This window comes from Streptomyces sp. NPDC020884, from assembly GCF_044333935.1.
Taxonomy (GTDB): Bacteria; Actinomycetota; Actinomycetes; order Streptomycetales; family Streptomycetaceae; genus Streptomyces.
Map to the genome: position 1 here is coordinate 845,992 of NZ_JBIRRY010000001.1, position 12,455 is coordinate 858,446.

15 protein-coding genes and 1 pseudogene are annotated in these 12,455 nt (G+C 71.0%); 1 reads left to right on the plus strand and 15 read right to left on the minus strand.

The features are described from left to right. Nucleotides 1–5 precede the first annotated feature (5 nt). Nucleotides 6–119: a three-helix bundle dimerization domain-containing protein gene (locus ACH4UK_RS03905; RefSeq protein ID WP_368082021.1), complete on the plus strand. Its 114-nt coding sequence runs from the start codon at nt 6–8 to the stop codon at nt 117–119. 269 nt (nt 120–388) lie between these two features. On the opposite strand, the pseudogene ACH4UK_RS03910 reads toward ACH4UK_RS03905, so the two are convergent. From ACH4UK_RS03910 to ACH4UK_RS03980, 15 genes and pseudogenes are all read right to left on the minus strand, one after another. Next, nucleotides 389–803: pseudogene (locus ACH4UK_RS03910) on the minus strand (nuclear transport factor 2 family protein). A gap of 501 nt (nt 804–1,304) precedes the next feature. Next, a complete protein-coding gene (locus ACH4UK_RS03915) occupies nt 1,305–1,481 on the minus strand; it encodes a hypothetical protein (protein ID WP_181396643.1) in 177 nt (58 codons plus the stop codon). Nucleotides 1,482–1,484: 3 nt separating this feature from the next. Beyond that, a complete protein-coding gene (locus ACH4UK_RS03920; RefSeq protein WP_230883019.1) occupies nt 1,485–2,138 on the minus strand; it encodes a hypothetical protein in 654 nt (217 codons plus the stop codon). Nucleotides 2,139–2,182: 44 nt separating this feature from the next. Further along, nucleotides 2,183–2,461, minus strand: a complete 279-nt coding sequence (locus ACH4UK_RS03925; protein ID WP_055643617.1) for a DUF6211 family protein — start codon at nt 2,459–2,461, stop codon at nt 2,183–2,185. 199 nt (nt 2,462–2,660) lie between these two features. Beyond that, the gene (locus ACH4UK_RS03930; protein ID WP_057950456.1) at nt 2,661–3,269 is read right to left on the minus strand and encodes a DUF6349 family protein; all 609 of its coding nucleotides are present in this window, start codon (nt 3,267–3,269) and stop codon (nt 2,661–2,663) included. Continuing rightward, the gene (locus tag ACH4UK_RS03935) at nt 3,266–3,664 is read right to left on the minus strand and encodes a DUF6181 family protein (protein WP_055643615.1); all 399 of its coding nucleotides are present in this window, start codon (nt 3,662–3,664) and stop codon (nt 3,266–3,268) included. Before ACH4UK_RS03935 ends, ACH4UK_RS03930 begins: the two co-directional genes overlap by 4 nt. A gap of 44 nt (nt 3,665–3,708) precedes the next feature. Further along, nucleotides 3,709–4,137, minus strand: a complete 429-nt coding sequence (locus ACH4UK_RS03940; RefSeq protein ID WP_055643614.1) for a DUF6197 family protein — start codon at nt 4,135–4,137, stop codon at nt 3,709–3,711. Nucleotides 4,138–4,199: 62 nt separating this feature from the next. Continuing rightward, nucleotides 4,200–4,850 carry a hypothetical protein gene (locus tag ACH4UK_RS03945; protein ID WP_055643613.1) on the minus strand — a complete coding sequence of 217 codons (651 nt, stop codon included), beginning with the start codon at nt 4,848–4,850 and terminating at the stop codon, nt 4,200–4,202. Between the two features lie 72 nt (nt 4,851–4,922). Further along, complete coding sequence (locus ACH4UK_RS03950) at nt 4,923–6,323, minus strand: DUF3560 domain-containing protein (RefSeq protein ID WP_055643612.1); 1,401 nt, start codon at nt 6,321–6,323, stop codon at nt 4,923–4,925. A gap of 330 nt (nt 6,324–6,653) precedes the next feature. Next, nucleotides 6,654–7,076 (minus strand): DUF6409 family protein, encoded by a 423-nt coding sequence (locus tag ACH4UK_RS03955; RefSeq protein WP_055643611.1) that lies wholly within the window; start codon nt 7,074–7,076, stop codon nt 6,654–6,656. 119 nt (nt 7,077–7,195) lie between these two features. Beyond that, nucleotides 7,196–8,086 (minus strand): hypothetical protein, encoded by an 891-nt coding sequence (locus tag ACH4UK_RS03960; protein WP_055643610.1) that lies wholly within the window; start codon nt 8,084–8,086, stop codon nt 7,196–7,198. A gap of 121 nt (nt 8,087–8,207) precedes the next feature. Further along, the gene (locus tag ACH4UK_RS03965) at nt 8,208–8,567 is read right to left on the minus strand and encodes a hypothetical protein (RefSeq protein WP_055643609.1); all 360 of its coding nucleotides are present in this window, start codon (nt 8,565–8,567) and stop codon (nt 8,208–8,210) included. 72 nt (nt 8,568–8,639) lie between these two features. After that, a complete protein-coding gene (locus ACH4UK_RS03970; RefSeq protein ID WP_055643608.1) occupies nt 8,640–9,272 on the minus strand; it encodes a hypothetical protein in 633 nt (210 codons plus the stop codon). A gap of 457 nt (nt 9,273–9,729) precedes the next feature. Then, the gene (locus ACH4UK_RS03975) at nt 9,730–10,281 is read right to left on the minus strand and encodes a hypothetical protein (protein WP_055643607.1); all 552 of its coding nucleotides are present in this window, start codon (nt 10,279–10,281) and stop codon (nt 9,730–9,732) included. 897 nt (nt 10,282–11,178) lie between these two features. Further along, nucleotides 11,179–12,396, minus strand: a complete 1,218-nt coding sequence (locus tag ACH4UK_RS03980) for a hypothetical protein (protein WP_055643606.1) — start codon at nt 12,394–12,396, stop codon at nt 11,179–11,181. Nucleotides 12,397–12,455: the final 59 nt, after the last annotated feature.

The window sequence follows — 12,455 nt, forward strand, 5'->3', positions numbered from 1 at the left end:
CCGTCGTGGACAGCGAGCACTCCCTGGAACGCGTCATCGACACCCTCACCGCCCGCTTCCCCCACCACGACCCGCAGACCATCACCGAGACCGTCTATGCCACACACACGGCTGCGTGAGAACGCCACCGTCACCACCCACCTCGCGGCCCTCACCCAGCGCCAGGCCGGCGACACGCTCACGCATCTGCGGCCACGCCGCACCCAGCAGACTTGATCAACAGAGCAGCTGAACTCCTACGGCTCTGAACGGCCTGGCCGCTACAGCTTCACCGCCTCCCAACCGGTCGACGGCCTGCGCCCGCTGCGCGACCCGGCCGCCGTCGACCTCGACGACGATGACGCCGGCCACCACGCCAAGCCCGGCGGCCAACGGGGGCGTGTGAGGTTCAGGCGGTCACGGCCGCACGGACAGAAGCCGAGTCGACGAACTGCTCGAACCGCACGATGAGTCCGCCGCGCACGATGAAGCTGTGCGCGACCCTGACCTCCATGGCCTTGCCGGTGCCCTTGCTGACCGCGCTGTAGCGGGCCAGGACGACGACCCGCTCCCCGTCGACGACGTAGGTGTCATCGTGTGACCCACTGGTCCCACGCGGCGGCCAACTGCTCCATGACCCCGGCGATGACGCCGTCCTGGGTGCGGTAGGTGCCGCCCAGGGGGAAGCCGGCCGCCTCGGTCCACTGCACATCGGGGGCGACGGTGGCCCGGAAGGCATCCAGGTCGCCGGTGGCCGAGGCCAGGTACTGGCGCCGCATCACGTCGGCCGCCGCGGTCGAGGTCTGGAAGTCGGCGGGACCCATGCTCACCAGGCCGGCAGGCCGGTGTACATCCAGGCCCCCCACGGCGCTGACGCATCTCATGTCGGAACGACTGACACTCTCCCGTCGGACGACAGCTGAGGTGGTGTGGCGATCCGATGTCGGTGCGGTACCTACGCGGGGCTGTGTCGTTGGTCCGCGTATGGAGCAGTCCCCGAATCCGGCGGCTTCCCGCCGGTTCGCTGAGGTGTTGGGCCCGTACTGGATGGCCTCGGATTCCCCGGCGTACGGGCCCGGCGTGGAAGGCCGATTCGGGCCGGGACGTGGGACTCCGCCGCTGCACCCGGGCGATCGGCCGGAGAGCGGGATCGGGCTCCGGACCGGCGGAGGGCCCGTAGCCGCTGGTCCGTCGCCCTGCTGTCGGGTCGAGCGGTCTTGGTTGGGCCCTGCCCGACCCGCCAGCACCTGGTGACATGACGAAGGTCCCCGCTCCGGGTCGGAGCGGGGACCTTCGCGTTCGCCGTGTGGCCTCTCGGCCGACGGCTATGTGGTCAGGGGCCATTCGCCGAACGGCACCGGCGCCTGACCTTGCGCTTCGCGCACGGCTTCCTCCGTACCGCACGTGGTGCAGATGAAGACCTCGCGGTCGGTGGTCAGCCGGGAACGGGCGGGCCGTTCACCGAGCGGGCCGCCGCAGCGCGGACAGCGGGTGTCGGGCACGGGTCACTCCTCGGGGTGCTCGCGAGCGGACTTGAGGATCAGGTTCCAGGTCGGGCGGGAGTAGGTCTTCTCCGTCTGCCCCTGAAGCTCGGGGATCAGGTCGGCGTTCTTCGCCCCGGGGTTCGCCGCGATGGCCTGCCGGGCAAGGGTCAGCCGCTCATCTCCCTGGTAGGGGTAGGCCAGTCCGCGGCGGCCGGTGGGCCGTCCGCCGGCGTGCCCGCGGCCCTTGCGGTCCGCGAGGTACTGCCACAGCCTCCAGCGCTTCCACTTCGGGCGGCGCCGGGTCGGAAGCTCGTCCCAGTCGTCCGGTGCCGGCCACCCCTCTGGCGGGTTCTTGACGTAGTGGGAGACGGTGGCGGAGTCGGCAAACCCGCAAATCTTCGCCGCCTCGGCCGGGCCCACCATCTCTTCGGGGTCGCCGTCGAGCTTCGGCGGGTTGGTGGTGTTCGCGGCGGCGCGCTGCCGCTGAAGCTCGTGGTGCCACGTCGCCCATGCGTCGCCGTCCCAGTGCATGACGCCGTCGATGGTGTCCGCGACGGGCGGGTGCCCGTTGTTCTCCCGGTCGGTCCAGAGGTTTTGAAGGGTCGGCTCGCTGATGCCGTGGACCTTGCGTAGGTCCGCGCGTGAGTAGAGCGTGCGGCCGGTCTTGGAAGACACGGTCGTCTCCTGTTCTTGGTCGGGGTCGTGCCCGCTCGGCGCGGTCACTGGATGTCGTCCGGGTCCGGGGCCGGCGTCCACGTACGGGTGCCTGCCGGTTCGAGCCGGGTGAGGGTGGCTATGTCGGCCAAGGGGACGGCGGCGGCCCAGTCGGCGCGGCCGGGGTGGTCGACGGGCCGGTTGAGCACGAGGTGTCGGCCGGTCGGAGGGAAGTCCTCGACGATGACGAAGATGTCGGCCTGATCAGCGCCGATGCTGTTACCCCCCTTGAGCTGGGCGATGTCGCCTGGCTGGGGACAGTCGGGGTGTCGGTCACATAGCATGGTGTGGTCTTTCTGGTGAGAGACACCGACGGCCAGCGCCTTGTTGCCCTTGTGCGCTGGCCGTCATCTGTTGTCTGGGGGTGCGTGGCGCCCCGTGGGACGCACGGCCGGTCGGAGGTTGCCCGCTCCGCTGATGGCGAAGTAATTAAACCACCTTTGGATTGAGCGGGTGGGGCCCTGCTCCGGCGGACGGCGGTCATCAGAAGAGGGCCCCCTGATCTGCGGGGTGGTGGCGCCGGCTGCTCGGTGGTCGGGTGACGCGGAGTTCGTAGCGGGGGCGTCTCGCGTGCGGCGGAACGTGCGCTTCACGGCGGTACCGGCTCCACGCCACGACGGGAGCGCCCTGGTCGATCCAGTCCGCCGGGTAGCGGGCGGTGAGCTGAGCCCAGCGGCTCCGGCTCCGCGGCACTGCCCATCGGTCCTCGACCGTGGTGATCGGCGGCAGCGTCCTCCAGTCGGGGAACGCATGGTCGTGCGCCTCCTCCACCGCCTCGTTGTCACCGTCCCCGAACCCGTCGCCGCAGTGCACGGGGCCCTCCCATTGGCACGCGAGACACCCGCCGCGGAACTCCTGCTTCTCCCCCCGGCGGCCGGTCAGCCGGCTCCGGGAGAGCAGGGTCGGGGTGTGGCGCGCGGGCGGGTCCAGTTCGTGGCCGAGATCGCTGTACGCGCCGCCGGGATGTCCGGGCTGGATGTGCCACGCCTGGGCCGCGCTCTCGGGCCGGTGGCGTGTCCGTGCGTTGCGCACTCGCCAGTAGTACGTCTGCCGTGCCCGTGCTCCGGTCGGCTCGGCGACGGTGGCGGTCACGACGTCCTGCTTCCGGCGGCCAGCACTTCGCGGAGCGGGTCAGCGAGCACGGCTTGTTCGTCGGGGGCGTCGAGGAACCGCGGCCCGTATGCACGGCGCACGGCGCGGCGGGCGTCCTGGTGGCGGTCGAGCTCCGGGTAGTACGGCGACCGGTCAAGCACGTCATAGCCGTGCTTGGTGAGCACGTCTGCGATGAGCGACCGGACCTGTACGGGGTCGAGGGCGGAGAGGTCAGTTTCCCCGGGGGCCGCGAGGAGTACGCGGATCAGCTCGGTCGCGCTGAGCCGGGGGTGGAGGGGAACGCTGAGTCGGTGGACGCCGTCCCGGCTGGGGGTGGCGGCTCCTCGGCGGCTCGGTGTCCTGGTGGTGCTGCGGTCTTCTGTCGTCTCGTCCATCGCGTGGGCCTTCGGTGGCTCGGGATTCTGGCGGGCGTCGGGGGTCAGAACAGGGCGTACTCGGCGCGAGCGGCGGCGGTACGAAAAGCGCGGGCGGCGTCGGAGGCAGTACGGCCGGGCTCGGCGCTCCACCGGTCGATGGCATCGCGGTGCAGGGCCTTGGCGGCGGTGGGGTCGTCGGCGGCGACGGGGTGACCGGCGAGGGTCTCCGCGAGGATGGCGAACGCCTGGTCGCGGGCCCGGTCGATGCGGTCCCAGTCGTACGTCCGGCTGGCGGCTCCCCGCCCGTGGCCGGCGGCGACTTGGAGTGCGCCCCGCGGCCAGCATGGCAACGTGGCCGTACGGCCGGGACCGTCGAAGAGGCGCGGGCCCTGGTGGATGCCGACGTGTTCGACGTGGCGGGCGGCCCATTCCAGGATGGCGGCGGGGGTGTCCGCGATGACGATGCTTTCGGGGGTGTGTCGGGTCGGCACGGTGCTGTCCTTCGGGAAGGGCAGGGGCGGCGGCGTGCTGCCGCCGCCCCTAGGTCGGGCTGCTAGTGGTAGGCGGGGATCAGTCGGCGGACCTTGTCCTCTCCGATGCACCCGCCCTTGTGACGGCGCGCGCTCGGCGGCTCTCCGTTGCGCCCGCGCAGGTGTGACCAGAACTTCGGGCCCTCCCACGGGCACAGTTCACAGCTGAGGAACCAGTGGTTATCGCTGCCGGGAAACCCGGTGAGGACTGCCCGCCAGTGGTGGGCCCGGAGTCCCGCGAACGCGACCTGCGCGCCTTCGATGTTGCGATCGTTGACTGGCATCCGCGGGTGCAGGAGGGGCACCGGCCCGCACAACGGCGTGGGGGCCTCGGCGAGCACCTGTTCCAGGGGCACGGTGCCGATCCGACCGGCGGCGTACTCCTCGGCGAGATGGGCGGCGGCCATGTCGGTGCCGGGGGTCCCCTTGGGCGGGCGGCGGAGGTTGCGTTCGCCTGCGGTGGTGAGGACGAGCCAGTCTCGGTGCCACCGGTAGGCGCGGCCGATGACCTGGTCTTCGCCAACGATCACGGGGTATCGGCACTGGATGTCGGGGGTGCCGACGCGGTACGTCGGGACGGTGGTGGTGCCTGCGGTCGCGGGGACGATGAGCCTGCCCGCTTCGGTGTCGGGGGCGGTGATGGTCGCGGGTCGTTCGAGGAGTTGCGTGGTCATGGTGGTGCCCTGTTCTGGTGAGAGAGGGGCCCGCCCCGGCGCGCTCGGCCGCCGGGGCGGGCGGGGGCGTCGTTACGCGGCTTCGGCGGCCGGGGCCTGCGGCGCGGCGATCCACTCGCGGCGCGGCGTGATGCCCAGCTCGTTGAGGACTGGGGCGTGGCTGCCGTTGTCCGGGACCCATTCCCAGTCGGCGCTCTCGGTGCCGGGCCGGTCGGTCCAGGTGAGCATGTAGGAGCGGCCGGAGGTGCGGGGGTCGCCGCACACGGCCTGTGCTTCGCGGCGGGTCATCGCCCACAGGGCACGCCGCTTGCGGGAGCGGCTGGAGTCCTTGGAGGCGATCAGCACAAGTGCCATGCTGTCCTGCCAGTTCGTACCTGCGGCGGGGGCCGCCGCGGGAGTCGGCTTCGCCGCCGGTACCGGTTCCTCGACCGGCGCGGTCTGCTCAGCCTGCTCGTGCTGTTCCGCGGTTTCGGCCTGGGGCGGCTGCTGCATCTCGGCGGCGCTCTTGCGGCCGGACACGTCGTCGTAGGGGGCGGTCCATGTCCAGTCGTCGTGCCGGTTGCCGGTGGCGCGGACGATGCGCTTGCCGGTGCCGTTGTGGATGTGGGGGATGGTCACCGACTTCGGGTTGACCCGCAGGACCTCGTACCAGGTACCGCGGTAGAGAACGAAGTCCCCGCGGGTGAAGTCGGCCTTCGACCACACCTTGAAGCCCTCGGCTTCGGCGTCCTTGATGACCTTCTCCCAGTGGGCGATCTCCTCGGTCAGCTCCTGGTGCTCGATCTCCAGCTCTGGGTCTGCCGGCTTCCGGGAAAACCCCTTGGCGGACTCGCCGCGCTGCCACTTCTCGACCGCGCGGAGGTCGGCCCGCAGCTTGTCGAGACGGCGGAGCGTGCGGCCGGGGTCCTTCTTGAACTGCTGGTAGTTCGCGGCGGCCTGTGCCCGGCCGGTCCAGTGGGCGGCGCGGTCGCTCTCGCCGATGCTCTTGCGCATCGCGTCGTCCATCCGCGCGTGATCGCGGCGGGCGCGACCCTCGGAGTGGTGACCGATGAGGATCGGCTGACCGAAGGCGAACCGCTCGGATATGTCGTGGCTCGTCTTCCACGCGGCCTCGGAGGACTGGGCGGCGCTGGCGGCGTACCCGCCGAACCGATCCGCGCGGCCTTCGGCCTTCTCCTCCCGCTCCTCCTCGGCCTCGCTGAAACTCCGGCGGTCGGCGTTGTCGATGGTCAGCGTGGCCTCGAAGCCCGCGTCTCGGAGTCGCTGCGCGAGGAGTTCGAGCGAGGGGGTGTAGGTGGCGTGGTCGCGGCTGTGCGGGAGGTACCAGCAGTCAAGGTTCCGGCTCCAGCGGAAGGGCTGGCGCTGCGTGCGGCCGTACTCGCGAAGTCGCAGGATCTCTGCCGATCCGTCGCCCCGGCTGGTCCCCTCGATCAGGGTTCCTTCTCGGCGGGTGTGGGTGATCTCGATAGTCACTGAACTGGTCCTTTCTGGTGAGAGTTTGTGGTCCGGCCGCAGGGCGGACCGTGCGTTGGCAGCGGCGCTGCACCACCGGCGCGGGCCGTGAGGGACGATCGGCTCGCGGGTCGTCGCGCCTGCGCGACGACAGGGGCTGTCGCGCCCCCGCGGGGCGCGTCCGCTGCGGTCCGGTGCCCGTCGTCGGTCGGCGGAGCCGCCTGCGGCGGAGTCGGCCGGCGGCGGTGAACGCACCGGACCTGTCCTGCCGCCCCGAAGGGGTGTCCGCTGGGGTGCTGGGGGCCTGCCGGTCCGGAGGTGTTGCCCTCCCCCGGACCGGCGGGGCCTTGGTCAGCTGCGGTGGAGCGTGTGCCGGGCGGCCGGGTCGGCGTCGGCCAGTCCGGTCCGCTCGCGCCACGCCTGACGGACGGCGGCGCGGAGCGCATCCCCGTCGTCGTAGGCGAACCGACCCCGTCGCAGATTGCGGACGATGTCGCGGAACGTGTCGCCGTGCATCGTGGTCAACGTGTCGTCCAGCGGGGTCAGCTCGTGCGGGAACATCGCCTGGACGCTGTCGCCCGGCTGCGGGGCGCCGAGAGTGAAGAACCAGACCACGGACATGGTGGCCTCGTCGGCGAACTCCGGGCCGCCGAACGGGCCGACGACGACGGCGGGGCGGGTGTCGAGTTGGTGGCCCCGGAACCAGGGTCCGCCGATCACGAGCGTCGCGGTGGGGAAGTCCTGGACGGTGGGCTTCTTGTCGGTGGCGAGCATGTCGTGTCCTGTCTGGTGAGAGATTCCGCCGGGGCCGGTCGGCCCCGGCGGGGGTGTCGGTCGGGGGGTTGCCCTCCCCCTTCCGACACCATTAATTAAACCATGTTCTTAGGTCTGGGTCAACCGGTCACGGCAAGTTCGCGGCGGCGCTCGGCGGCCATCGTGACGGCGCGGGCGATGGCGCGGCCGGTCTCGATGGCCCGGACGGCGGACTCGTGCACCGGGGGCTTCTTGTCCTGGGTGATGATGCCCGCGAGCGGCGGCATGACGGCGGGGCCCGGGGCGACGTTCAGGATGAGCGCGGCGACGTGGGCGGCTGAGGCGACTTCGGCCGCGTGCTGGCCGGGAAGGGGGGCGTCCGCCTCGGTGATGCGTCGCCACGCGTGGCCGTACAGCAGGATGCGGACGGCGTTGTCGGGGGCGTCCTGGGTGAAGTCGAACCCTCCGGCCCGCTCGGGGTCTTCGTGGTACTGGTCGCGGTACTGGTTCACCAGGACATCGCGGATGACCTCGGCGGCGAGCGGGGCGGCGGCGGGCGGCTCGTAGGCGTCGCCGTCGGTCTGGCTGATGTCGAAAACCGGCCCGGCCTTGAAGCCGGACACCTTGCGCGTCTCGCCCTCGGCGGCCTCGCTGGCGGCGTCTCGCTGCCCGCCGTCGGCGGCTGCGGCCGTGGCCTCCTGAGCCCCTTCGGTCCGCCGCTTGATCGGCGTCCAGATGCGGAGGGAGGTGGACCCCTTGGCCGGAAAGCGTCCGACCTTTCGCCAGTCTCCGGAGCTGAGTACGTGGGTGGCGTTGGGGTACTGGGCGGCGATGGCGATGCAGTTGGTGGGGCTGCGGTCGTCGCGGTCCGGGTGGGTCAGGTTCGCGGCCGTGCGCATGACGGCGGCCCAGAATTCTTCACTGCCGACCATCGCGCCGTATGCGCGATCCATGACGGCTTCGAGTTCGCCGCGCATCTTGGCGGAGTAGGCCCGGCGCTCTTCGTCGGTCATCTTCGGCTTACGGGGCATGTCGCGGTCCTCCTGGTGAGAAATCGGCCGGGGCCGGCTGGCCCACGGTGTCGGTCGGGGGGTTGCCCTCCCCCTTCCGACACCACTAATTAAACCATGTTCTTGGGTGATTGGCAACCCTCTAAATCCAGTACAACCCTGCTTCGTTACTCACGGCCCGATATGCGGCTATCACCTCATCCTCTATCTGTGTCCAGTGTTCGAGGACATCGGGGGCGGTTTTCTTGTCGCTGGCCGCGCGCTTGGCCCTGCGCCACTCAATGGCGATTTTGAGTGTGCAGAGTTGGGACCGGGTCAATTCCCATCGACCGGAGTCCGGGAGCTGATCGCCGTAAACCATCGCCACGGCGTTGTTGATGTGCTCGGTGCCGGACCACACATTCTGTGTGGCCTGGAGAGCAAGGGCGCGTTTGAGGGTGCACCGGAGGTGCGGGGCCTGAACAATCCATTGCGGCTCGATAATGAATATGTCGGCGCTCATCGTGGTGCCTTTCCGCGTGAGGGGGGAGGGCGGCGCGCTGCGGGAGCGCGCCGCCGGGAAGCATGGGGGAGGTTAGAGGGCATACCCATCGACGTATTCGCCGCGCTCACCCTCGGGGGTCTGAACGTGGGGAAGGAATCGACTCACCGCGAATACGACGGCGTCGGCGATGATCCGGGGGGCGTCGTTGAGTACGAGGCTCACAGTGTCGCCGTCGAGTCCAATACGGACCTCTCCCGGCTCAAGATTCATGTAGACAAAGGCGGTTGTGCCGTCGACCCGGGTCCGCGCTCCGGGGAGTCGCGCCGAGAGATCGCGTGCGGCCTCCTCGACGTCTCGGCGCATCTCGGCCTGTGCGCGGTTGTGCTCCTTCACCCGCTCGTGGACGTCCCGGTGCACGGGGATGAGGTCGGCGGCAATCCGGGCCGCGATGTCTGCCGGGTCCTCGTTCATGGCGACTCGGACGGTGTCGCGCTCGCCCCTGCGGAACGGGTAGTCGGTGGCGGGAAATGCCCCTCGGATGTGCAGGTGGCCGGGGTCATCGAACCGCTCGGAGAGGTGAAGCTGTCGGCCGTCCATGTGGGTGAAGGTGGCGGCGTGGTCCAGCTCCTGGACGCCGTGGTGCGCGGGCTGCGGTCGCCAGTTTCCGCCGAGTTCGAGAGCGATCGGGTGGGCCAGCTCTGCGACGGTGAGAGGCGTGTTCATCGTTCGTTCTCCTGGTGAGAGAGGTTGTCGGCGGCCGGTCGGCCCGCCGTGTGCCGGTCGGGGGTTGCCCTCCCCTTCCGACATCACTAATTAAACCATGTTCTAGGGATTGGGTCAACCCGGATAAGGGCTCTGAGCTGGCCTTTTCTTGCACCCCACGGCCCGCACCCGCCCGGCCGGGCCCGGCCACAACGGGCCTGGGCGGGGTTCCCTCCTCGGTCGGACAGCTCCGCCGTACCAGGGTTCCGGGCGCGGCGTCCTGGCTCGCGTAGCGACCGCGCAGCGGCTCGGCCTGGACGCCGTGTCCGGGTTCCTGGTACGCCCCTTGGGGTGTCCGGCCGAGGAGGGAACCCCGCCTTCACCCGCACCACAACGCTCCCGCACCCGACCAACCATCCCCCACCCCCTCCGAGGAGGACCCGCCGGAGGCTGCCTTTCGCTCTGGCCGGCACCCCGTTCACCACAAGGTGGACTGCACGGCGGACTTCCCGCTCGACCATGACCTTGTCGGGATCGAGGACTGCTCGGCTGGGGTGGCTGCAGCGTTCGGCACCTTCACCGCGGGGCAGTAGCCGCCTTCGTCTTCCCATCGGTCGGCGGCTTCGCGCTCGGCGCGTTCGTGCTGTTCGGTGAGCGTGACCGGCCTCCGGTAGAGCTTCCGTGCACTGGAGTCGAGCGGCGGCAGCAGGCGGGCGGCGGCCTTCTGGTCGTCGCGGCGCTTGTGGCGTCGCCGAACCTTGGCGAACCGCGCCTCGTAGGCTTCCCGGTCGGTGCGTTGCAGACCCGCCGGGTGGAGTCGCGCGAGTTCTAGGGCAACCTGGCCCATCGGGCTGGGGATCAGGGTGCGGGTGCCGTCGTCCTGGCGGACGGCGACGAGGAATCGGGCGGCGAACAGGGCCTGCGTCCGTTCGCGGTTGATCCGCCGGCCGCCGTCCCAGACGCCACGTCGTGCTGCCTGCCGGGCCCGTCCGCCCTGCCAGTACAGACGGCCGGACTCGGCGGCCTCCATCACACGGACGTGTCCCGCCGTCCAGCCGAGTTCGGCAACATGCCCTTGGGCGAGATACCGGTTCCGCCGCGCGGTCCCGGTTCTCCTGGTCCATGCCGGTGGCCGCCCGTTCCTCGGCCTCCTGCTCGGCCTCTTGCTGACGGCGGGCGCTCTCCTGCTCGGCGTACTCGGCCGCCGTCAGCTTCCGCTCCAGCTCGGCCCGCAGGTCGGCGGCGGTCGTCTCGACCCCGGCGGCCGACTGAGCACGCACGGCGTGGTCGACGGCCTGGCGGGCGCAGTACAACGGGGCGCTGCTTGGCATCGCGGGGTCGTCGGCGTACTGCTCCGCACGGTCGGCGTGGCGCTCGGCCTCGACGGCTTCCTTGTGGGCAGCGCGCATGACCACCTCCAAGCGGGCCGAGGCGCCCGATCGGCTGTGGCACACGGCGGTCATGGCGTCGTCGGCGGCGGTGACTGCGAGGATCGCGGCCTGCCTGGCGACCTGGATGCACGTCTGCGGAGACGGTTCTCCTGCCGTGGCGGCCTGGGGACGGACGGCGCAAGCGTTCTCGGGCATGGGGGTGTTCCTCGGGTGTCTCAGTGGTGCGGGCGGCGGCGAGCCGTGGCCTCGTCGTACGGGTGCCGCCCGTGGTCGCGCGGAGCGCGACGGACAGTGCCGTCGTGCCCGAAGGGCACGCCCTTCGGCCCGGACGCTCCGGCCGGCTGCGAGCCGGGCCAGGCTGAGCCGTCCCGGAGGGACGCCCTTCGTACGGGGGCCAGTGAGTGGGGGCCGGCCGCCGACGCGGTCGGGCCCGGACGGCGGTGGGCGGAGCGTGGGGTGGGCGGTTCGACGCCGCCCACCCCACGGCCCGGCGGCCGGGGTCCGGCCGGGCAGTGCTTCCCGCCCGGCCGGGCCTGCTACGCGGCGACCGGTTCGCGTGCGGCGACGCGGCACCGGGTGAGAACCGTCTGTACGGTCTCGCCGTAGATGCTGTGGTCCTTGACCGTGCCGGTCAGCTCGACCTCGTCGCCCTGGTCGGGGACGTCGGCGGCGCTGCTGAACCAGACGAACACGTTGCCCTGCGGGTCCTGGAACTTCACCAGTCGACGGCGCTGGGTCTGGTAGCCGTACGTCCGGCCCTCCAGCTCGATCACGGTGGTGACGGTGGCGGGGGTGGTGATGCGCTCGCCCACGGTGCCCTGCGGCTTGCTGTTCTGGGCGGCCCGCTCGGTGGCCTCCTTCTCCTGGTCGCGGTACCACCCCGCGATGGCGGACACGAGCGTCGGCAGGTGGCGCGGGTCAACGGTCTCGCCCTTCGCCAGCTGGCCCACCTTGTGTCGGTAGTCGGAGAGGCTGCCGTATCCCTGGACGGCCCACGCCCGGACGGCGGCGGCGGTGGTCGGCGCGTCGGGGTCGGCGTCGATGGCGGCCCGCCACTCCATCGGGGCCTTGCGGTCGAAGAAGTACGCTTCGACGCCGTCGGCGGTCGGCTGGGTGTTCTTCCACTGCTCAGACCGGCTGTAGAAGCGGCCCTCCGTGTTCACGATGGCGGCGGTCACCCGCAGGACCTCGGCCACCGGGACGCGGAGATCGGCCGGGATGCCGCCCTCTTCGCCGTCCCAATCGGAGTCCTTCAGCGTGCCGAACCGCCACAGGGCCTCAAGGCCCTTGATCGGCAGGCCGGTGTACGGCTCGACGCACGTGGTGCCCAACTGCCGCATCTCGCCGTTCTCGTGGCGGGCGAGATAGGTGGCGGTGCGGTGCCTGGCGATGTTGCAGCCGTGACAGACGTTCGCGATGGCGTGGTATCCGCGCACGGCCTCGGCGTCCTGCTCGGGCAGGCCGGGGAACAGGCTGGTGATCGTCTCGCCCTCCTCGTCGTGGTCCAGACGGGCAAGGACGGTCCAGCCGTGGTGACGGGGGATGTCACCGGAGATCGTCACGGTGACGGTGGGGCGCTTGCCGATCAGGCGGCCGTCGATGTCGTGGTAGTCGGCCAGGAAGGGCGCGGAGACATCGAGCGTGTAGGCGGTGAGCTTGTGGATGGCGGCGCGGGCGTTGGTGGCCTCGACAAGCTGGCGGACGCGGGCCTGGGCCGTGGCGGGGATGGAAAACCGCATGGCTGCGCTGGTCATCGTGGGTGCTCCTGCTGGTGAGAGAGGAATCGAGCGCCCGGCCGGGCGGGTTGCCCTCC

Bases quoted from the DNA above. Each gene is read 5' to 3' on its own strand.
- ACH4UK_RS03925 (WP_055643617.1), bottom strand. From the start codon at position 2,461: ATGCTATGTGACCGACACCCCGACTGTCCCCAGCCAGGCGACATCGCC.
- ACH4UK_RS03935 (WP_055643615.1), bottom strand. From the start codon at position 3,664: ATGGACGAGACGACAGAAGACCGCAGCACCACCAGGACACCGAGCCGC.
- ACH4UK_RS03955 (WP_055643611.1), bottom strand. From the start codon at position 7,076: ATGCTCGCCACCGACAAGAAGCCCACCGTCCAGGACTTCCCCACCGCG.
- ACH4UK_RS03945 (WP_055643613.1), bottom strand. From the start codon at position 4,850: ATGACCACGCAACTCCTCGAACGACCCGCGACCATCACCGCCCCCGAC.
- ACH4UK_RS03970 (WP_055643608.1), bottom strand. From the start codon at position 9,272: ATGAACACGCCTCTCACCGTCGCAGAGCTGGCCCACCCGATCGCTCTC.
- ACH4UK_RS03965 (WP_055643609.1), bottom strand. From the start codon at position 8,567: ATGAGCGCCGACATATTCATTATCGAGCCGCAATGGATTGTTCAGGCC.
- ACH4UK_RS03975 (WP_055643607.1), bottom strand. From the start codon at position 10,281: ATGGAGGCCGCCGAGTCCGGCCGTCTGTACTGGCAGGGCGGACGGGCC.
- ACH4UK_RS03960 (WP_055643610.1), bottom strand. From the start codon at position 8,086: ATGCCCCGTAAGCCGAAGATGACCGACGAAGAGCGCCGGGCCTACTCC.
- ACH4UK_RS03980 (WP_055643606.1), bottom strand. From the start codon at position 12,396: ATGACCAGCGCAGCCATGCGGTTTTCCATCCCCGCCACGGCCCAGGCC.